The sequence below is a fragment of the Streptomyces sp. S.PNR 29 genome (genome assembly GCF_030386795.1).
GTDB lineage: Bacteria > Actinomycetota > Actinomycetes > Streptomycetales > Streptomycetaceae > Streptomyces.
Window position 1 is genome coordinate 63,556 of the sequence record NZ_JANUQM010000003.1, and the last position, 19,528, is coordinate 83,083.

General features: G+C 71.1%; 16 protein-coding genes, 1 pseudogene and 1 riboswitch. Of the genes and pseudogenes, 9 read left to right on the forward strand and 8 right to left on the reverse strand.

Annotated elements, in window-relative coordinates; all coding sequences use genetic code 11:
- Positions 1–162: 162 nt before the first annotated feature.
- The gene (guaA, locus tag NW895_RS09185) at positions 163–1,743 is read left to right on the forward strand and encodes a glutamine-hydrolyzing GMP synthase (RefSeq protein ID WP_289934883.1); all 1,581 of its coding nucleotides are present in this window, start codon (positions 163–165) and stop codon (positions 1,741–1,743) included.
- A 12-nt stretch (positions 1,744–1,755) separates the two neighbouring features.
- Here the strand turns inward: guaA and NW895_RS09190 are convergent, their stop codons facing one another.
- Together NW895_RS09190 and NW895_RS09195 are read right to left on the reverse strand one after the other, a co-directional pair.
- Positions 1,756–2,241, reverse strand: a complete 486-nt coding sequence (locus NW895_RS09190) for a pyridoxamine 5'-phosphate oxidase family protein (RefSeq protein WP_289934884.1) — start codon at positions 2,239–2,241, stop codon at positions 1,756–1,758.
- 40 nt (positions 2,242–2,281) lie between these two features.
- On the reverse strand, positions 2,282–2,908 hold the full coding sequence (locus NW895_RS09195) for a hypothetical protein (RefSeq protein ID WP_289934885.1): 627 nt from the start codon (positions 2,906–2,908) through the stop codon (positions 2,282–2,284).
- A gap of 167 nt (positions 2,909–3,075) precedes the next feature.
- Here NW895_RS09195 and NW895_RS09200 point away from each other — a divergent pair, with 167 nt between their 5' ends.
- Positions 3,076–3,879 (forward strand): class II aldolase/adducin family protein, encoded by an 804-nt coding sequence (locus tag NW895_RS09200; RefSeq protein WP_289934886.1) that lies wholly within the window; start codon positions 3,076–3,078, stop codon positions 3,877–3,879.
- Positions 3,880–3,976: 97 nt separating this feature from the next.
- Here NW895_RS09200 and NW895_RS41170 read toward each other — a convergent pair.
- Positions 3,977–4,150: pseudogene (locus NW895_RS41170) on the reverse strand (DUF4429 domain-containing protein); the annotation flags it as partial.
- Between the two features lie 163 nt (positions 4,151–4,313).
- Between NW895_RS41170 and NW895_RS09210 the strand changes: the two are divergent.
- Both NW895_RS09210 and NW895_RS09215 read left to right on the forward strand, forming a co-directional pair.
- Positions 4,314–5,588 carry a hypothetical protein gene (locus tag NW895_RS09210; RefSeq protein WP_289934888.1) on the forward strand — a complete coding sequence of 425 codons (1,275 nt, stop codon included), beginning with the start codon at positions 4,314–4,316 and terminating at the stop codon, positions 5,586–5,588.
- Between the two features lie 163 nt (positions 5,589–5,751).
- Complete coding sequence (locus NW895_RS09215) at positions 5,752–6,282, forward strand: DoxX family protein (RefSeq protein WP_289934889.1); 531 nt, start codon at positions 5,752–5,754, stop codon at positions 6,280–6,282.
- A gap of 124 nt (positions 6,283–6,406) precedes the next feature.
- Here NW895_RS09215 and NW895_RS09220 read toward each other — a convergent pair whose 3' ends face one another.
- Complete coding sequence (locus tag NW895_RS09220) at positions 6,407–6,649, reverse strand: hypothetical protein (RefSeq protein ID WP_289934890.1); 243 nt, start codon at positions 6,647–6,649, stop codon at positions 6,407–6,409.
- Positions 6,636–8,258, reverse strand: a complete 1,623-nt coding sequence (locus NW895_RS09225; protein ID WP_289934891.1) for a PspC domain-containing protein — start codon at positions 8,256–8,258, stop codon at positions 6,636–6,638. Before NW895_RS09225 ends, NW895_RS09220 begins: the two co-directional genes overlap by 14 nt.
- A 178-nt stretch (positions 8,259–8,436) precedes the next feature.
- On the opposite strand from NW895_RS09225, the gene NW895_RS09230 reads away from it, so the two are divergent.
- The 3 genes from NW895_RS09230 (at position 8,437) to NW895_RS09245 (ending at position 11,613) form a co-directional block, all read left to right on the forward strand.
- Positions 8,437–9,726: an ATP-binding protein gene (locus NW895_RS09230; protein ID WP_289934892.1), complete on the forward strand. Its 1,290-nt coding sequence runs from the start codon at positions 8,437–8,439 to the stop codon at positions 9,724–9,726.
- On the forward strand, positions 9,723–10,469 hold the full coding sequence (locus NW895_RS09235) for a response regulator transcription factor (protein WP_289934893.1): 747 nt from the start codon (positions 9,723–9,725) through the stop codon (positions 10,467–10,469). The genes NW895_RS09230 and NW895_RS09235 overlap by 4 nt, the downstream gene beginning before the upstream one ends.
- Positions 10,470–10,719: 250 nt before the next feature.
- Positions 10,720–11,613, forward strand: a complete 894-nt coding sequence (locus NW895_RS09245; RefSeq protein WP_289934894.1) for a virginiamycin B lyase — start codon at positions 10,720–10,722, stop codon at positions 11,611–11,613.
- A gap of 21 nt (positions 11,614–11,634) precedes the next feature.
- On the opposite strand, the gene NW895_RS09250 is transcribed toward NW895_RS09245, so the two are convergent.
- Positions 11,635–12,690 carry a C40 family peptidase gene (locus NW895_RS09250; protein ID WP_289934895.1) on the reverse strand — a complete coding sequence of 352 codons (1,056 nt, stop codon included), beginning with the start codon at positions 12,688–12,690 and terminating at the stop codon, positions 11,635–11,637.
- A gap of 443 nt (positions 12,691–13,133) precedes the next feature.
- On the opposite strand from NW895_RS09250, the gene NW895_RS09255 reads away from it, so the two are divergent.
- A complete protein-coding gene (locus NW895_RS09255; RefSeq protein WP_289934896.1) occupies positions 13,134–13,487 on the forward strand; it encodes a hypothetical protein in 354 nt (117 codons plus the stop codon).
- A gap of 155 nt (positions 13,488–13,642) precedes the next feature.
- Here NW895_RS09255 and NW895_RS09260 read toward each other — a convergent pair whose 3' ends face one another.
- Entirely contained in the window at positions 13,643–14,815 is a 1,173-nt protein-coding gene (locus NW895_RS09260; protein WP_289934897.1) for an NlpC/P60 family protein, read from the reverse strand.
- An 8-nt stretch (positions 14,816–14,823) separates the two neighbouring features.
- A riboswitch (cyclic di-AMP (ydaO/yuaA leader) is annotated at positions 14,824–14,997 on the reverse strand.
- A gap of 299 nt (positions 14,998–15,296) precedes the next feature.
- On the opposite strand from NW895_RS09260, the gene pcrA reads away from it, so the two are divergent.
- Complete coding sequence (pcrA, locus tag NW895_RS09265) at positions 15,297–17,774, forward strand: DNA helicase PcrA (protein ID WP_289934898.1); 2,478 nt, start codon at positions 15,297–15,299, stop codon at positions 17,772–17,774.
- 47 nt (positions 17,775–17,821) lie between these two features.
- On the opposite strand, the gene NW895_RS09270 is transcribed toward pcrA, so the two are convergent.
- A complete protein-coding gene (locus tag NW895_RS09270; protein WP_289934899.1) occupies positions 17,822–19,360 on the reverse strand; it encodes a M23 family metallopeptidase in 1,539 nt (512 codons plus the stop codon).
- Between the last annotated feature and the right edge of the window lie 168 nt (positions 19,361–19,528).

Consider the following 19,528-nt stretch of genomic DNA (forward strand, 5'->3'; position numbering starts at 1 on the left):
GGGGAGGGGGAGGTCCAACGCCGTTCACATGATGAGACGGGGCGTCCTCCCTGCTGTGGCTGTCCTCTGTGGCCGTCCCCGGGAGCGACGCGAGGTCACTCGCGGCCACCCCGGTAGAATCGGCAAGCACAAGACCCCCGCCCGACCGCCGGAAGGCACCCTGTGTCATCAGCGACTCCCGCTGCCGCCGCCCCCGACACCGTCCTGGTCGTCGACTTCGGCGCGCAGTATGCCCAGCTCATCGCCCGTCGCGTCCGCGAGGCGCGGGTCTACAGCGAGATCGTGCCGAGCACGATGCCGGTCGAGGAGATGCTCGCCAAGAACCCGGCGGCGATCATCCTCTCCGGCGGCCCCTCGTCGGTGTACGAGGCGGGCGCCCCGACCGTCGACCCCGCGCTGTTCCGGGCCGGCGTCCCCGTCTTCGGCATGTGCTACGGCTTCCAGCTGATGGCGCAGTGCCTCGGCGGCACGGTCGACAACACCGGCGCCCGTGAGTACGGCCGTACGGACCTGCACGTCGCCAAGTCCTCCTCCACCCTCTTCGAGGGCACCCCGGCCGAGCAGGCCGTGTGGATGTCGCACGGCGACGCCTGCTCCGCCGCCCCCGAGGGCTTCACCGTCACGGCCTCCACGGACGTCGTGCCCGTCGCCGCCTTCGAGAACGACACGAAGAAGCTGTACGGCGTCCAGTACCACCCCGAGGTGATGCACTCCACGCACGGGCAGCAGGTGCTGGAGCACTTCCTCTACCGCGGCGCCGGGCTCACCCCGTCCTGGACCACCGGCAGCGTGATCGAGGAGCAGGTCGCCGCCATCCGCGAGCAGGTCGGTGACAAGCGCGCGATCTGCGGCCTGTCCGGCGGTGTGGACTCCGCCGTCGCCGCCGCCCTCGTCCAGAAGGCCATCGGCTCCCAGCTGACCTGCGTGTACGTCGACCACGGCCTGATGCGCAAGGGCGAGACCGAGCAGGTCGAGAAGGACTTCGTCGCCGCGACCGGCGTGCAGCTGAAGGTCGTGGACGCCGAGGAACGCTTCCTCAAGGCGCTCGCCGGGGTCAGCGACCCCGAGGAGAAGCGGAAGATCATCGGCCGCGAGTTCATCCGGGTCTTCGAGCAGGCCCAGGCCGAGATCATCGCGGACCAGGGGCCGGCGGTCGAGTTCCTCGTCCAGGGCACCCTCTACCCGGATGTCGTCGAGTCCGGTGGCGGCACCGGCACCGCCAACATCAAGTCGCACCACAACGTCGGCGGCCTGCCCGAGGACCTCGAGTTCAAGCTCATCGAGCCGCTGCGCAAGCTGTTCAAGGACGAGGTCCGCATGGTCGGCCAGGAACTCGGCCTGCCCGAGGAGATCGTCCAGCGCCAGCCGTTCCCCGGCCCCGGCCTCGGCATCCGTATCGTCGGCGAGGTCACCAAGGAGCGCCTGGACCTGCTCCGCGAGGCCGACGCCATCGCCCGCGAGGAGCTCACGGCCGCCGGCCTCGACCGCGACATCTGGCAGTGCCCGGTCGTGCTGCTCGCGGACGTCCGCTCCGTCGGCGTCCAGGGCGACGGCCGGACCTACGGCCACCCGATCGTCCTGCGGCCCGTCTCCTCCGAGGACGCGATGACCGCCGACTGGTCGCGTCTGCCGTACGACGTCCTCGCCCGGATCTCCACCCGGATCACCAACGAGGTCAAGGACGTCAACCGGGTCGTCCTCGACGTGACGTCGAAGCCGCCGGGGACGATCGAGTGGGAGTGACCCTGAGTGCCCCTAGGCGCGCTTGATCGTGCGCAGGGGCTCGCCGGGCTTCCAGACCTGGACGACGAGGTAGGTGTCGTCCTCGACGTAGGTCCTCACGACCTCCGTCAGCTCGGTGCGGAAGAGGTGGGACGGCTCCGGCGGTTCCACCTCTTTCCCGTATCCGGCCTTCGTCTCCGCGTCCTCGACCTCGATCGCCCGTCCGCAGATCCGGACGTCGCCGCCGCCCATGCCGGTGCCCTCCCCGGGGTTCGCCTGGAGCGCGAACCGCGGGTCCCGGCGCAGGTCGCGCGCCTTGAGCGAGCCCGGCATCATGCCGAGCCACAGCTCACCGTCCAGGAAGCGCACCTCCAGACCGGTGGTGCGGGGGGACCCGTCCTTGCGGAGGGTGGCGAGGACGTGGTGCGTGTACGCGCCGAAGCGCTCCTCGACGGTTCTGGCGAGGTCGGGTTCGGCGCTGGTGAAAGCGGCCCAGTTCGTGTGGTTCGTACGGCTCATACCGTGAGTGTGGCGCCGATACCCGACATCCTCTGTCCGATTACGCCGTGTGGGGCACGGGTCGTGCGAACCGCTCCCGTCCCGACTCGTCCCGCACCGGCGTGCACCCGGCGGCCGTCAGGCGCTCGGCCAGTCTGGCGCGCCGGGTCGCGTTGATCCGCAGCGAGACCAGCACGAACACCGGAGTCAGGACGGCGACCGGGAGGATGACGGCGTACTTGCCGGTCACCACGGCCAGCAGCAGGAACAGCAGCGGGAAGGCCCAGGCCATGGTCAGCAACTGCTTGCGGTTGGCGGCGGCGCCGGCGGCGTCGTACCGGATGAGCGTGGTGATCAGGTCGACGTCCGGCTGCGCCTCGGGGACCGGGGTGAGCGAGCCCAGGTACATCCCCGGCACCGGCCGCCCGGGGCCGGGGTCGGGGAAGGCCGACCGGTTGGCCGCCGCGCGCTGCTGTGCCTGGGGGCTGTCGTCCCGGACCAGGTAGATGTGCGCGATCCTGTGCTTGCCCACGAGACGGACGTCCGCGTACCGGAAGCCGTAGCACTCGGCGATGTACGCGAGCGCGCCGAACGTCTGCCACTCGGCGAAGGGATGGATCAGCTCGACGACGTCCTGGGTCGCGAGCTGCCGCATGAGGGCGGTGATGTGACGGTCGGCGAGGCTCACGGATGACTCCCTGGGCTTGAAACGGATGTTGAACTTCTGGTTCCGCACTCCAGACCCATCAGTCCCCGCGAGGGTTGCCCTCCTCATCTTTACAAAACAGCGCTGCCCTTTCGGGCCGACCGACGGTAACTTCGCGCCCCGTAAAGCCACCCAGTGCTGGAGGACAGATGTACGGCACGCCCGGGGCCACCCCACCCCCGCCGCTGCCCACCGACCGGCTGCAGTTCGCCATGCCGCCCATGCACGAGTCGGTCGAGGAGGAACGCCGGCACCGCAAGGAGCGACTCGCGGGCGCGCTGCGGATCTTCGGACGGTACGGATTCGAGGACGGGGTGTCGGGGCACATCACCGCCCGCGACCCCGAGTTCAGCGACTGCTTCTGGGTCAACCCGTTCGGGATGCCGTTCCACCACGTCACCGTGAGCGACCTGGTGCTGGCCAACGCCGACGGGCAGGTGGTCGACGGCCGCTACCACGTGAACCAGGCGGCGTTCACCGTCCACTCCCAGGTCCACGCCGCCCGCCCGGACGTCGTCGCGGTCGCCCACTGCCATTCGGTGCACGGCCGGGCCCTGTCCGCGCTCGGTGAGCTGCTCGACCCCATCACTCAGGAGAGCTGCGCCTTCTACGAGGATCACGCCCTGTACGACTCCTACACCGGTGTCGCCGTCGACGCCGAGGAGGGGCGGCGCATCGCGGCCGCACTCGGCTCCCGCAAGGCACTCGTGCTGCGCAACCACGGGCTGCTGACCGTCGGCGACTCGGTGGACGCGGCGGCCTGGTGGTTCCTGTCGATGGAGCGGTCCTGCCAGGTGCAGCTGACGGCGAAGGCGGCGGGCCGGCCGGTCTTGATCGACCACAGGCTCGCGGTGGCCACGCGGGAGCAGCTCGGCGGCGACCTGGTGGCGTGGATCAACTACCAGCCGCTGTGGCAGGTCATCAGCCGCAGCGAGCCGGATCTGCTGGGCTGACGGTTGTCAGAGCCTCGCGGGATCTCTGTCGGAAGCCCCGCAGGACGGCCGCCGGCGTCAGCGCGAACTCCTCGTCCGTGAGCACCCCGTCCAGGTGCCGTCCGTGCCTGCGTTCGGGTGCGAAGGCCACGCCGGCGACGGCTTCCAGCGGCACGGCGACCTCTCCGTACGTCTGCCGGAACAGCGGCACGGAACGGTGGAGACCCGGCGTGATCCGGACCGTGCTGCCGTCGAAGGCCCAGGTCCCGTCCCGCTGGATGATCTCGGCCATAAGGGAATTCTCGCAGCCGGGTCAACATCGCGGGCCGTAGTTCACCCGCGCTGACCACACCAGTCGGACGCGGGGTGGGCGGTGTAGGGCACAATTCGCTGTCGTCGCAGGTCAGTTGTTCTGCAGGTACGGGTACGGGTCGCGGGGAAGGCGGGCGTCGGGCGTGGCGGTGCAGGAGGCGAGACAAGGCGGCGCGGACGCGCACGGAGGCGGTTGCACCTGCGGGGACTGCCCGCACGGGGCGCGTGAGGGGCACCGGAGGGCCGTCGCCGCGTTCCTGCTCAGACGCGACGAGTTCGCGGCCGGACAGGGCCTGCCGGCCGCGGTGGCCCACTCGGCCTCCGCCTCCCGCCAGTGGGTCTCGGAGGAGCTCACGCAGTCCGCGGAGACCGTCGCCGAACGCGGCCGGGCCGAGGGCGAGGCATGGCTGGCCGGCCTCTGGCGCCGCACGGCCTGTGCCGTATGGGCGGCGGTCGTGCTGTTGCTCCTGGTCCAGGCGCTCACCGCGATCGGCGCCGGCTGGACGGCGGCGCGCACCGCCGGGCTGCTGGCCGCGCTGACGGTGGCCGTCGCCCTCACGGCGGCGTCCTGGTTCCACCGGGCGCGGGGCGGGGTGCTGGCGCCGGTGATCGGCGAGGACAACCGGCTGTCCACCTCGCGTGCCGTGGCCGCGGCCTGGGTGCTGTTCGTGGCCTTTGCCGTGCTGGTGCTGGTCGGCCGTCTCGCCGCCGCCTCCCACCACGCGGAGCGCGACGCGCTGATCTCCGGGCTCGAACTCGCCCGTGGCGCCGGCGTGGTGACCGTCCTCGCCGTGATGTGCGGGATCGCCGTACTGGTGCGGCGGGTCGTCGGGCTGCGAGTCCTGTCCCAACGGCTGCAGAAGGTACGGGCGGACCGCCCCCGGGCCGCCGACCTGCTGACCGACGACTCGGGCCGGGGCACCTTCGCCGACATCCAGTACGTCGTGATCAGCGCGGTCGCCCTGGTTTTCGCGGCGGTACGGCTGGCGCGGAGGCCGGACCAGCTGCCCGACCTGCCGTGGGGGCTGGCGGTGGTCGTGCTGGTGTCCGCGGCCACATACCTCGCCGGGAAGTACGCCGAGGGCGGCCGCCCGGTGATCCTCTCCGTCGTACGGGCGCGCGAGGCCGGCGACCTGGACGCCCCGATCCGCACCGGCGACGACATCGAGATCCGGGGCGCCGGATTCGTCCCGCCGGGCGCGCAACGCGCCGACCGCCTGTCCCGGATGGTCGTCCGCATCGGCGCCGTCCACGTCCACGTCCCGCTGGTACCGGTCACCGGAGGCTTCAGCAACCCCACCGACACCCTCCTGACCGTCCCGGTACCGGCGGACGTCGAACCGGGCCGCGTGGAGGTCCAGGTGGTCACGGCAGCGGGCGCCGAGACCAACCGGTACGCGATCGACGTCACGGAGTGACCCGGGTGGCGTGGCTTGTCTCCAGCCACTGGCCCGAGGATTGGCCATAAACACCGGATCTGTGTAAAAAACCTGCCGGGTCAGGATTGAGCGTGTCCTCCTTGTCGTACGTATGGTCTGCTGAGGGGTCTCGGCACGCTCGGGCGAGAGGCGGCTGGCAACGATGACTCAGGACATTCGCACGGACACGCAACCTTCCCACCACGACGGGGGCAGAGACTGGCGGGACGCCGCCACGCGCTACGCCCTCCTTCCCCTGCGCATCTTCCTGGGCGTCACCTTCATCTACGCCGGCCTGGACAAACTCACCGACAGCGCCTTCCTGAAGGAAGCCGGCGCCGGCTCCATCGGCGACATGATGCGCACCGTCCGCGACTCCTCGGCCATCCCCGGCCTCGTCGACCTGGCCCTGAAAAGCCCCGTCGGCTTCGGCTACGTCATCGCCTTCGGTGAACTGGCCGTCGGCATCGGCATCCTGCTCGGTCTGCTCGCCCGCCTGGCGGCCCTCGGCGGCGCGCTGATCTCCCTCAGCCTGTGGCTGACCGTGAGCTGGGCCTCCGACCCGTACTACTACGGCAACGACCTCGCCTACCTGATGGCCTGGCTCCCCCTCGTCCTCGCCGGCGCCCCCATGCTCTCCGTGGACGCCGCCCTCCGCGCCCGACGACGACAGGGGGCGGAGGAGTACCGGTAGCTCCCTTCTGGGGGTTACACGGGCGCGCCGTCCCACGGACGTATGCGTGCCGCCTGGTTCGTGTCGGTCGGACGTGCCGTCCGGTCCGGTGAGGCGGTGCTCCAGTGGCGGCCCGGTGTCTCTGTCAGCCCACCGTGTCCGCTCCGGCCTCGTCGGGGTCCGTGCGGCCGGCCCCGCTGCGGCGGCGTATGCCCCGGGTCAGGAACGCGACCGCACCTGCCAGGCAGAGGCCGCCTGTGACGACGGGTATCGCCACGAACCACGGCGTCTCCCAGGCGCCGGCCGCGTCACCGGCGTAGAGGACGCCCGCCAGGGTCAGGAAGGCGCCGGCGACCAGCCTCCCGGGCTGGAACTCATGACGCAGCACGGCTCACCTCCGCCTGTCCCACACCGACCTGGAGGTCGAGGTCGACCGTGCCGGCATCCTTGTCGCTCGTGGGCGGTGACAGGGTCACCTCCTTGTGCTTGCCCGGAGCCACGTCCACGTCCCTCTTGTCGTCACCCGGCAGTTGGATGTCGCCCATGCCGACGTCGATGCTCAGCTTCACCGTCACGTCCGGGGGCACGATCACCCGTATTCGGCCCGCTCCCACGTCGGCCCGCGTGGCCACCGTCTGCCCCTCGGCCAGTTGCAGCCGGGACAGGTCCAGGGTGCCGACGCCGGTGCCGAGGTCGTACTGGGGCCGTACCTCGGCCACCGCGGTCGGCTCCCAGGTCGTGCGCATCCACTGCGTACCGATGTCCTTGGGCAGCGCGGCGGATCCTGCCAGCAGGGCCGCCGTGATGATCGCCAGGAAGATCGATCCGGCGCCCGTGCGCCCCAGGAACGCGCTGACCGCTATGCCGACGCCGAAGACCACGAGCGCGCAGGACAGGCCGGCCTGCAGGCTGGTGCCCAGCGGGCGCTCGTCCCAGGTCAGGCTCGTGCCGAGACCGCCCGCGAGGAGGGCGAACAGGAAGACCCAGCCGCCGATCCAGCGGGGACCGCGCGGCTTCGGCGCCCGGGGACGCTGGACGCGGACGTCCTCCCTGCCACTCCCGTAGGTGCCGGCGCTGATGTTGACGGCCGCCGCGATGTCCCGGTCGCGGGAGTCCCGGGGGCCCCACAGATACCCCGTGCCGCCGACGTGCGTGCCGTCCTTGACGATGGGGTCGCGCCACCAGGAGGGGTAGGCGGAGGGCACCGGCGGCGCCTGGGCCTCCGGCGGCGCGTCGGCGACGGCCTGCGCGGCGAGCGGGTCGGGGCCGGGGGCGCCGCGCTGCCGCGACCAGTACCCGGCGCCCGCGAGCAGCAGGGACAGGACGACGGCGAAGGCCAGCACCCCGCCGTTGCTCAGCATCGTCAGGAAGACACCGCAGCCGACCAGCGCGAAGAGCACACCGGTCAGCGCCTGGCCGTCGACACGGCCGGTCAGCAGCTTGCGCACCTCGTTCTCGTCCTCGTCGTCGTACGGGACGAAGAGCCAGGCGAAGCCGTAGAAGATGAGGCCGATGCCGCCGGTCGCGGAGAGCACGGCGAGCGTGATGCGGAAGATCACCGGGTCCATGTCGCACTGCCGCCCGAGGCCGGCGCACACCCCGGCCAGCAACTTGTGCCGCCGATCACGCCGGAACGTGTGGGGAGGGCCGAGTGCGTCGGCCTCGCCGGGGGCCGGGTCCTGAGCCGGGGACGGATCACCGGCCGGGGCGGCCGTACCCGCACCGCCGGCTGCGGCCGAGGTCGCAGCCGCGTCGGGCTTCGCCGTCGCCTCCCCCTCTTCCCGTGCGCCCGTGCGCCCGTGCGCGTGCGCGGGGGAAGCCTTCCCGGCGTCGGCCGCCGTGTCCGCGCCGGTCTCCTCCCTCCCGTGGGACGCCCCGGCGTCGGCGCCCCGTGTCGCATCCGCGGCGGGCGCGGCATCCTGCGGCCCGGCGCCCGGGGCGGGGCGCGGGCCGGAGCCGGGTCCCGGACCCGTCGCGGCGTGCTCGTGATCTGTCATGTGTCCATGGTGACGGGCGCGACGCCGTCGCGGCAGTCGGAACGACCCTGGCCGGACCCTGATATCGCCCCTGAACCGACGCCGGGGAACCGTTCGACGACCCGCCCGTCGAAGATCAGGGGCGTCTCGGGGGACAACCCTGATGCCCCGGCTCTCCCACCGTGTGACCATCGTTGGCATGCCGGAAGCCGCAGCAGCGCCACTCGTCGAACCGCGGCCGCCGCGCAAGCTCTACCGCAGCAGTGACGGACGCTGGCTCGGTGGCGTGGCGCGGGGGCTCGCCGGGCATCTCGGGCTGCCCGTGATCTGGGTACGGCTCGTGTTCGTCGGCCTGTTCATGGCCGACGGCCTCGGCGCGCTGCTCTACGCCGCCTTCTGGTTCTTCGTGCCGCTCGGCGTCGGCGGCGTCGACGCGCAGAAGCCGCCGTCCCTGGTCACCACCGAGACCTCGCCGGACGGCCGCCGCAGACTCGTCGCCCGCAAGCCGGACAGGGGCCAGATCGTCGCCCTGCTCCTCATGGTCGTCGTGGCCATGGTCTTCGTGGGCAATGTGAACGTGGGCAGCGGGGCCAGGGCCTACCTCTGGCCGACCGTGCTCGTCGGCGCCGGCGTCGCCCTCGTCTGGCGCCAGGCGGACAACGCCCGCCGGGCCCGCTGGGCGGAGGTCGGCAGCCGTCGGCGCACGGTCACACTGCTGCGCGCCGTGGCCGGGGTGCTGCTGGTGACGGCCGGCGTCTCCGGGATCTTCGTCCTGCAAGGATCCGCGGCCCATCTCGGCTCGATCCTGCAGGCCGCCCTCGCGGTCCTGGTCGGCATAACGCTCCTCGCCGGTCCCTACCTGGTGCGCATGACCCAGGACCTCTCCGAGGAACGCCTGATGCGCATCCGCGCCCAGGAGCGAGCGGAGGTCGCCGCCCATGTGCACGACTCGGTGCTGCACACCCTGACGCTGATCCAGCGCAACGCGGACAACCCGAACGAGGTGCGCCGCCTCGCTCGCGCCCAGGAGCGCGACCTGCGCACCTGGCTCTACAAGCCCGAGGGCACCGGCAAGGACGAGGCCGACGAACCCACCACCCTCGCCGACGCGGTCCGGCGCAACGCCGCCGAGGTCGAGGACAAGCACGGCGTGCCCATAGAGGTCGTGGTCGTCGGCGACTGCCCGCTCGACGAGAGAGTCGGCGCGCAGATGCAGGCCGCGCGCGAAGCGATGGTGAACGCCGCCAAGTACGGTGGCGAGGGCGGCGCCGTACAGGTCTACGCCGAAGTCGAGGGCAGGACGGTCTTCGTGTCCGTCCGGGACCGCGGCCCCGGCTTCGACCCCGACTCGATACCCGCCGACCGTATGGGTGTCAGAGAATCGATCATCGGCCGCATGGAACGCAACGGGGGTACGGCGCGGCTGCGCGCGGTGCCGGACGGCGGCACGGAGGTCGAGCTGGAGATGGAGAGGGCGGAGACGTCATGAGCGACCCGACCGAGGCGAACGGAACGGCGGGAGCGGCGGAGGCCGCCGAGTCCGCCGAGTCCGCCGGGAGCGGCGCGGGCCGGCGCCATGTGCGCGTGGTCCTCGTCGACGACCACCGCATGTTCCGTACGGGAGTGCAGGCCGAGATCGGACAGACGGAGCAGACCGGCGTCGAGGTCGTCGGTGAGGCCGCCGACGTCGACCAGGCGGTCACGGTCATCACCGCGACCCGCCCCGAGGTGGTCCTCCTGGACGTGCACCTCCCGGGCGGCGGCGGTGTCGAAGTCCTGCGCCGTTGCGCCCCCTTGATGGCCGACGCCGAGCAGCCGGTCCGTTTCCTCGCCCTGTCCGTCTCGGACGCGGCGGAGGACGTGATCGGCGTGATCCGCGGCGGTGCCCGGGGCTACGTCACCAAGACGATCACGGGCTCGGACCTCATCGACTCCATCTTCCGCGTTCAGGAAGGTGACGCCGTCTTCTCGCCCCGCCTGGCCGGCTTCGTCCTCGACGCGTTCGCCTCCACCGACGCCCCGCCCGTCGATGAGGACCTCGACCGGCTCACCCAGCGCGAGCGAGAGGTCCTTCGCCTGATCGCCCGTGGTTACGCCTACAAGGAGATCGCCAAGCAACTGTTCATCTCGGTGAAGACGGTCGAGTCCCATGTCTCGGCGGTGTTGAGGAAGCTCCAGCTGTCCAACCGGCACGAGCTGACGCGGTGGGCCACGGCTCGACGGCTGGTGTGACGGCTCGCCCGCCATGCGGGCCAGCCCGACGGCGGCTTCTGTGCCGCGCGCGGCGCCGAGGTGCGGGCCGTCGTCGGCGCCGCCCCAGGCCGCACGCTTGTCGACGTCTCCCCGAACCGCACCTCGGACCACAACGTTCCCATGACCCGGCCGGCCGACCCCGCCGCAGTCGTTCTCGACCCGGTGCGATGCCGAGCCCCGGCGTCGCCCGGTGACGCCGGTTGATTCTCCGCGCCCAGAAGGAGTTGCTGTGCCCCGATCCCAGGCCCCGTCCATCCGGGAGATACCTGTGGCAGGCAAGGAGGCCGGGCCCTACGGCATCACGGCAGGCCCGGACGGAGCTCTGTGGCTGACCTTCGCCGGCAGTGGCCGGATCGCGCGTCTGACGATCGGCGGTGAACTCCGGGAGTACCCCCTGGACTCTCCGACGTGTCAGCCCACGATCATCACCCCCGGGCCCGACGGCGCGCTGTGGTTCGCCCGATCCCAGGATCACCGGATCGGCCGCGTCACCGTCGACGGTGAGACGCAGGCCTTTCCCTCGCCGACGCCGGGAAGCGGCCCCTTCGGCATCGCCGCCGGCCCGGACGGCGCGCTGTGGTTCACGCAGATGAACACCGACCGCGTCGGCCGCATCACCACCGCCGGTGAGATCACCGAGTTTCCCCTGCCCGTCGAGGGCGCCTTTCCCTCGGCGATCACGGCAGGACCCGACGGAGCCCTGTGGTTCACCCTCAACCGGGCGAACGCGATCGGCCGTATCGGCCTCGACGGCGACGTCTCCCTGCACTCGCTGCCCACCCCCGATGCCGGACCGGTGGGCATCACCTGCGACGGCGACGCCCTGTGGTTCGTCGAAATCGCGGCGGGCCAGGTCGGCAGGTGCTCCCGGGACGGCGTCATCGAGGAGTTCCCGCTCCCTGACCGCACCGCCAGGCCCCACGCCATCGCCGCTACTTCCGCCGGGGACTGCTGGTTCACCGAATGGGGAGCCAACCGCGTCGGTCACATCACCGCGACCGGCGAGATCGCCGAGTACGACCTGCCGTCACCCTCCTCGGAACCGCACGGCATCACCGTCGGTCCCGACGGCGCTCTGTGGGTGGCCCTGGAGACAGGTCAGGTCGCGCAGGTGGTCCCGTGACGACCGGCGGGGGATCGTCCCTCACACCACCCGTGTGGCCCCCGCGAACGGCATCTCGGTGATCGGGGCGACCCGCACCGGGGCCGACGGACGGGGTGCGTGGATCATCTGGCCGTTGCCCACGTAGATGCCCACATGGCTGATCCCGGAGTAGAAGAACACCAGGTCGCCCGGGGCGAGTTCGGACCGGGACACACGGCGGCCCGCGCTGATCTGGGCGTAGGACGTGCGGGGCAGGGAGACGCCCGCGGAGCGGTACGCGGCCTGGACGAGGCCCGAGCAGTCGAAGGCGTTCGGGCCGGTCGCGCCCCACACATAGGGGCTGCCGAGCTTGCGGTAGGCGTAGGAGACGGCTGCCGCCGCACGGGAGTCGGGGGACCGCACGGAACCGGGGGCCGCCAAGGACTGCAGTACGCCTGCCGAGGACCGTGAGGCACGGTCCGTGCCGGTGGTGAGCCGAGAGCGCTCCTCGGCCGTCAGCTGCGACAGCAGGCGCCGTGCGGAACCCAGCTTCCCGGTGATCGTCGCCCGATGCTGCTTCAGCTCCGTCCGCCGAGACTGCAGCGACTCCAGCTCGATGTGCGCGGCCCCGCGCAGCTGCTCGATCTCCCGCAGCTGCCTGCGGACGCGCCGGACGGCCGCCGTCTGTCTGCTGCCCGCCCGCTCGACGAACTCGGCCCCGTCGAGATACCGGCCGGGGTCGGAGGAGAGCGCGAGCTGCAGCGCCGGGTCGAGCCCTCCGCTGCGGTACTGCGCCGCCGCGACCGAACCGAGGGCGTCCCGCGCGGAGTTGAGCCGGTCCTCCTTGCGCGCCGCCTCGTCCCGCAGCTCCTTCAGCCGCTGCTCGGCCGACTCCGCCTCCTCCTTGGCACCGTTGTACTTCTCGGTGGCGGCCTCCGCCTCCTGGTACAGCTTGTCCACGCTGGACTTGACCTGCGCCGGCGTCAGCTCCGGTTCGGCGTGCCCGGTTCCGTCGAAGCCCGTCGTTGTCGCCGCGCCCGCAAGGGCGATCGTGGCGGCGGTACGGGCCGAGTTGCGGCCCACCAGGCGCTGCCGGGGCTTGCGGTGCGCTGCCACCTGGGCTCCACGTCCTTTCGTACGGCCGCCCAGCCCGTCCGTACGGCCGCGAGGAGGGGCACGACCGGTGAACGCGTCCGGCGGCGGCCTGCACAGGGGGAACGGGCCGCCGCCGGACCTTTTGGGCAGTGGTGCCGACTGCCGCCCCTGGCCCGGGCGGCGTGGGGAGCCGGGCACCTGGTGGAGGACGCTAAACCTTGCCGAGCCGGGCCGGTGAGGGAAAGCGCGGAACTGACGCGAGCGGTCCGGCGGGTGACCGTATGCGACCGTGATCCCACCTCGCGTCCGCCCGCTACACGCAGAGTGGTGACCGATGTACCGGTTTCGGGGCATGGGTGGGCGAGGGGGTGTTATGGGGGCGCATAAATGCACGCGTCGACCGCGCGCACGCTGAGGCGGCCCGGTGTCGGGCGGCCCCGGCCCCCTGATTAGGCTCCGGCGTCATGGACGTACTCATCCACCTCTTCGTCGGCCTGCACATCATCGGCATCGCCGCGCTCCTCGGCGGGTTCCTCACCCAGATGAAGGCGATGGGCCAGGGCGCCGCCCGCTTCACCCCGGCGATGCTGCACGGCGCGCTGACGATGCTGGTCACGGGAGCGATCCTGGTCGGCCTCAACCAGGCCGACGATCAGCCGGTCGACAACATCAAGATCGGCGTGAAGCTGGCGCTGCTGATCGTGATCCTCGGCCTCGTCTATGTGAAGCGGGACGAGGAGAAGGTGGACAAGAGCCTGTTCGGCCTGGTGGGCCTGCTCACCACGGCGAACATCTTCATCGCCGTGCTGTGGACCTGAGCCACGCGGTGAACCCGAACCACGCGCGCGTGTCCCGAGCAGGGGCACGCGCGCGTGCGTAGGGATGAGGGCACGCGCGCGTGGGAGCGAAAAGGGCCACGCGCGCGTGCGTGAGGAAGAGGGAAACGCCGTGGGCGCACACAGGCGCCGGGGGCTCAGGCCGGTCGTACCACGCTGTGGATCGACGACTCGCCGTCGTAGTAGATCGACTCCTCGCGGACGTACGCGCCGGGCTTGGGCGCGTGGATCATCATGCCGTTGCCGATGTAGATGCCGACGTGGCTGATGTCGTCGTAGAAGAAGACCAGGTCGCCGGGCTGGGCGTCGGCGAGCGAGACCGTCGTGCCGGCGTTGACCTGGTCGTAGGTGGTGCGCGGCAGGCTCACGCCCGCGGCCTTCCAGGCGGCCTGGGTGAGGCCGGAGCAGTCGTAGGAGCCGGGGCCGGTCGCCCCCCACACGTACGGCTTGCCGATCTGCGCGCGTGCGAAGGCGATCGCCTTCTCGGCCTTCGTGGCGTACGAGGAGTCGGAGGGCGGGGACGAGGGGGACGGCGCAGTCGTGGCCGACTCCGACGGGCTGGGGGTGCTGTCCTGCTGCTGCTGCTGTTGCTGCTGCGCCTCCTCCGCCTGCTGCCGGGCGAGCTCCGCGGCCTTGCGGGCGGCCTCCTCCTGCTTCTGCTTCTCGATCGCCGCCAGCCGCGCCTTCTCCTCGGCGGTCAGCTTCGACAGCAGCTCGCGCGCATCGGCGAGCTTCTTCTGGACGGTCGCCTTGGCCGTCTTCAGGTCGCCCTGCGACTCGGTGAGCGTCTCAAGGCTCTCGGTGGCCTCCTGACGCTTCCTCATCGTCTCGGACTGCTGCGTGAAGTAGGCGTCGACCGCCTCCTTCTCGCGGGAGGTCAGCCGGCCCATCAGCTGGTTCTGGTCGAAGTAGTCCTGCGGGGAGTCCGCGAGCAGGAAGGTCGCGGTGTCGGGGACGGAAGCCCCGGTGCGGTACTGGGCCGCGGCGAAGGAACCCAGCTCCTCACGCGCCTCGTTGAGTTTCTCGGTGCGCTTGGCGACGTCGTCGAGGAGGGTGTCGACGCGCTTGCGCTGCTTCGCGGTCTTCTCCTTGGCCGCGTTGTACTTCTCGGTCGCCGACCCCGCCTGGCGGTACAGGTCGTCGACCTTCTTCTCGACCTCTTCGAGGCTGGGCTTGTCGTCGGTCGAGGGGGCGGCGTTGGCCGACTGGGAGAGCAGGGCCACGGAGGTGAGGGCCGCTGTGGCGAGAGCGGGGGTCCGTATGCCTGCGACACGCGTACCCGCGGGACGCGACTTGCGGTGCGACGCCAAGGGAGGCGACTCCTTCCATGCTCCGCCTACCGGGTTAGCTGTCGGGTTCGGGCGGATGGTTCGGAAGGGTTGCCCTACGGCCCGCGCCCCGAAGGGCGGGGTGGGCCGATTCACCCCAAGGTCTCGGTGGGTCCCCGGCTCCGGCTGCCGTGCGGGCGCGCCGGACTCGGCGGAGGCCGTGCGGCCCGGCGACGTTCGCCGGTGGGGGTCGTACGGCCTGCCGGAACGGTAGCCAACTCGTGTGGCCGCTGTGAAGGTTGGTGGGCGATATGCCCGATACATTTTCGTGACCTTGGCATATTTGTCGCTCACGGTGACCTGTTGGAAGTGATCTGTTGCTTCCGGGGCGCGATGGGGCTGGTCACGGCATGTGGCGGAGCGGTCGTGGAGGGTGAGCGGGTGACGGGCCGGGCTTGTGCCGGCCGGGAAGTTCTCAGGGCGGCGGCGGGCTGTCAGTGGGGCGCCCTAGACTCGGAGAGCGATGAGCAGCCTCTTTGACGACAGCTTCCTGGCGGACCTCAAGGCCCCGCGGGGCCACGAGGAAGAACCCCCGCCGCCGCCCGAGGACGATCATGTACCGGAGCCGATTCCGGACGATCTGTTCGGCGGGAAGTTCGACGTGCCACCGGACCGGGACGCGTACTACCGCGACGGCGCCCCCCGCCCCGTGACGGACCCGGCCGCTCTTCTGGAGGGACTGAACGACAACCAGCGCGCCGCCGTCGTCCACTCCGGCTCCCCGCTGCTCATCGTGGCCGGCGCCGGCTCCGGCAAGACCCGCGTGCTCACCCACCGCATCGCCCACCTGCTGGCCGAGCGGGACGTGCACCCGGGCCAGATCCTCGCGATCACCTTCACCAACAAGGCCGCGGGCGAGATGAAGGAGCGCGTCGAGCAGCTCGTCGGCCCGCGGGCCCACGCGATGTGGGTGATGACCTTCCACAGCGCGTGCGTGCGCATCCTGCGCAGGGAGTCGAAGAGGCTCGGCTTCACCTCGTCCTTCTCGATCTACGACGCCGCCGACTCCAAGCGCCTGATGGCCCTGGTCTGCCGAGACCTGGAGCTCGACCCCAAGCGCTTCCCGCCCAAGTCCTTCAGCGCCAAGATCTCCAACCTGAAGAACGAGCTGATCGACGAGGAGGACTTCGCCGCACAGGCCTCCGACGGCTTCGAGAAGACCCTCGCCCAGGCCTACGCCCTGTACCAGTCGCGGCTGCGCGAGGCGAACGCCCTCGACTTCGACGACCTGATCATGACGACGGTCAACCTGCTGCGCGCCTTCCCGGACGTCGCCGAGCACTACCGCCGCCGCTTCCGCCACGTCCTCGTGGACGAGTACCAGGACACCAACCACGCGCAGTACGCCCTTGTGCGTGAACTCGTCGGCACCGCGGAACACCCCGTGGACGTGCCGCCCGGCCCGGACGACATCCCGCCCGCCGAGCTCTGCGTGGTGGGTGACGCCGACCAGTCGATCTACGCCTTCCGCGGCGCGACCATCCGCAACATCCTCCAGTTCGAGGAGGACTACCCGGACGCGACGACGATCCTGCTGGAGCAGAACTACCGCTCCACCCAGACGATCCTGAGCGCTGCCAACGCCGTCATCGAGCGCAACGAGTCCCGACGCCCCAAGAACCTGTGGACCAACGCGGGCGCCGGCGCGCTGATCACCGGGTATGTCGCCGACACCGAGCACGACGAGGCGCAGTTCGTCGCCGACGAGATAGACCGTCTGACGGACGCGGGCCAGGCGAAGGCCGGTGACGTAGCCGTCTTCTACCGCACCAACGCCCAGTCCCGTGTCTTCGAAGAGGTCTTCATCCGCGTCGGCCTGCCCTACAAGGTCGTCGGCGGTGTCCGCTTCTACGAGCGCAAGGAGGTCCGGGACGTCCTGGCCTACCTGCGGGTGCTGGCCAACCCGGAGGACTCGGTGCCGCTGCGCCGCATCCTCAACGTCCCGAAGCGGGGCATCGGTGACCGTGCCGAGGCCATGATCGACGCCCTCTCCCAGCGGGAGAAGATCAGCTTCCCGCAGGCCCTGAAGCGCGTCGACGAGGCGTACGGCATGGCCGCGCGCTCGGCGAACGCCGTGAAGCGGTTCAACACGCTGATGGAGGACCTCCGTACGATCGTCGAGTCCGGCGCGGGACCGGCGACCGTGCTGGAGGCCGTGCTCGAACGCACCGGCTACCTCGCCGAGTTGCAGGCCTCCACCGACCCGCAGGACGAGACCCGGATCGAGAACCTCCGGGAACTCGCCGCCGTGGCCCTGGAGTTCGAGCAGGCCCGCAGTGAGGACAACCCCGGCACCCTCGCCGAGTTCCTGGAGCAGGTCGCCCTCGTCGCCGACTCGGACGAGATCCCCGACGAGGAGGGCGACGGCGTCATCACCCTGATGACCCTGCACACCGCCAAGGGCCTTGAGTTCCCGGTCGTCTTCCTGACCGGCATGGAGGACGGCGTCTTCCCGCACATGCGCGCCCTCGGGCAGACCAAGGAGCTGGAGGAGGAGCGGCGCCTGGCGTACGTAGGCATCACGCGCGCGCGGGAGCGGCTGTATCTCACGCGGTCGACGATGCGCAGCGCCTGGGGGCAGCCGTCGTACAACCCGCCCTCACGCTTCCTGGAGGAGATCCCGCCCGCCCACGTGGAGTGGAAGCGCACCGGAGCGAGCGCGTCCCCGCCCTCCAGGGCGGTCTCGGGTGTGGCGGCCTCACTGTCGTCGTCCCGCTCCCGCTCGTCGGCGTCGGGCGCGTCGGGCTTCGCCACGAGCCGGTCCTCGGAGAAGCCGGTGGTCGCGCTGGCGGTCGGGGACCGGGTCACGCACGACCAGTTCGGGCTCGGGACCGTGGTCGCGGTGAAGGGCACCGGCAGCAACGCCGAGGCGACGATCGACTTCGGGGACGCGAAGCCGAAGCGGCTGCTGCTGCGGTACGCGCCGGTGGAGAAGCTGTAGTTCGGTGACGTGAGCCCCCCGCTGATCGGCGGGGGCCTGCCGGGACGTTACGTCGGGTCGAGGCCGTGGCTGCGCAGCCAGGGCAGCGGGTCGATCGCCGAGCCACCGCCGGGCCGTACCTCGAAGTGCAGGTGCGGGCCGGTCGAGTTGCCCGAGTTGCCGGAGTACGCGATCGGCTGGCCGGCCTTCACGGTCGTACCGGAGGCGACCCGGTAGCTGGAGAGGTGGCAGTACCACGTCTCCGTACCGTCCTTCGCGGTCACGATCATCATGTTGCCGTAGGCGACGTTGTACTGCGTACGGACGGTGCCGTCGGTCGCGGCCATCACCGTCGTGCCGTACGAGACGGGGAAGTCGATGCCTGTGTGCTGGGACATCCAGTTGATGCCGGACTGGCCGAAGTAGGCGCTGAGCCCGTGCTGGGCGACCGGCACGGCGTATTTCGGGCGCAGGCGCTCCTTGCGGGCCGCTTCCGCCGCCGCTCGCTTCTTCTCGGCCTCCTGCTGGGCCTTGAGGTCGATGCGTTCCTGTGTCCGGCTGGCCCGGTCGGCGAAGTCGTCGGCGCCCGCGGAGAGACTTTCGAGCTGGGTGTCCAGCTTGCTGTTGGCGGTGGACGGCTGCACCGGCGGTGCGTCCGCCGCGAGCGTCGAGGCGTCCGTGCTGTCGTCGGTGAAGCTGCCGACGGACGCGGCGGCGATCCCCGCGACACCCATCACGCAGGCCGAGGGAACGGCGATGGTCAGCAGCGCGGAGCGCTTGGCGGGTGGGCGGCGGCGGGAACGGGACGACCGGGAGGCCGCGCGCGGGGCCGGGGCGGCCTCTTCCTGGCCGTCGAGGAGTGGCGCCACGGCGGGCATCTCGCCGGTGGAGGCCAACTCGCTGTCGTCCGGGCGGGCCTGGTCATAGGTGGTGACGTGGTCGTACGAGGTGTGGTCGTCGTACGCGGCCGGTTCGCCGTAGTCGGCCTGCTCCGCCTGCTCGAAGACCGCGGTGCCCGGCTGGCCGAAGGATTCGCCTGGGGACTCGTACTCGTCGGCAGGCTGGTGGGTGCCGCCGGACGCGCCGTCGGAGTTCCACTGCGTGGCGTCGTAGGCGCCGGTGTCGAAGGTCTGCGTGCCCCAGTCCCACTGCTGGGTCTGGTCGGCCGGATTGCCGGACTGGTCGGGCTGGAGCCAGGCGTTCGCGTCCCACTGGCCGGTGGCGTCCGGGCTGGTGGCCTGGTGCGGGATGACGGACAGCGGCTGGTGGTCGTGCGTCCAGGAGGTCGTGTCGTAGGCGCCGGTGTCGTAGGCGGCGTGGTGGTGGGCCGCGTAGGCGTCGTAGTTCAGGGTCTCCTGGCTGCCGGTGGCCCATTGGCCGGTGTCGTACGAGCCCGTGTTCTGGCTCGGGAGGCTGCCGAAGAGGGGGTCCGTCTCGAAGGCCGCCGTCGCGTGGCCGCCCGCGTCGAATCCGGTGGTGTCGTAGCCGCCGTATGTGGTGAAGTCGCCGTACTGGGCTTCCTGGGTGCCGTACGACGCGTAGTGCGCCGAGGCGGCGTCGGAAGCCGGAGCCGGGGTCATGGTCCCCGACGGGTGACGGTCGTTCACCAACTTCTCTTTCGCCTCGACAACAGGGGCTGCCAGAGCAGTGCGGCGACTGTACCCGGCGGTACGCGGGCACGACAATCTTCGGCGGGTTTCGTGCGCGCAGGAAAAGGGCAATCGGCCGTGTTTCGGGGGAGTGCGGGCGCGAGTTTGGCCTTGTGTTCGAAGATT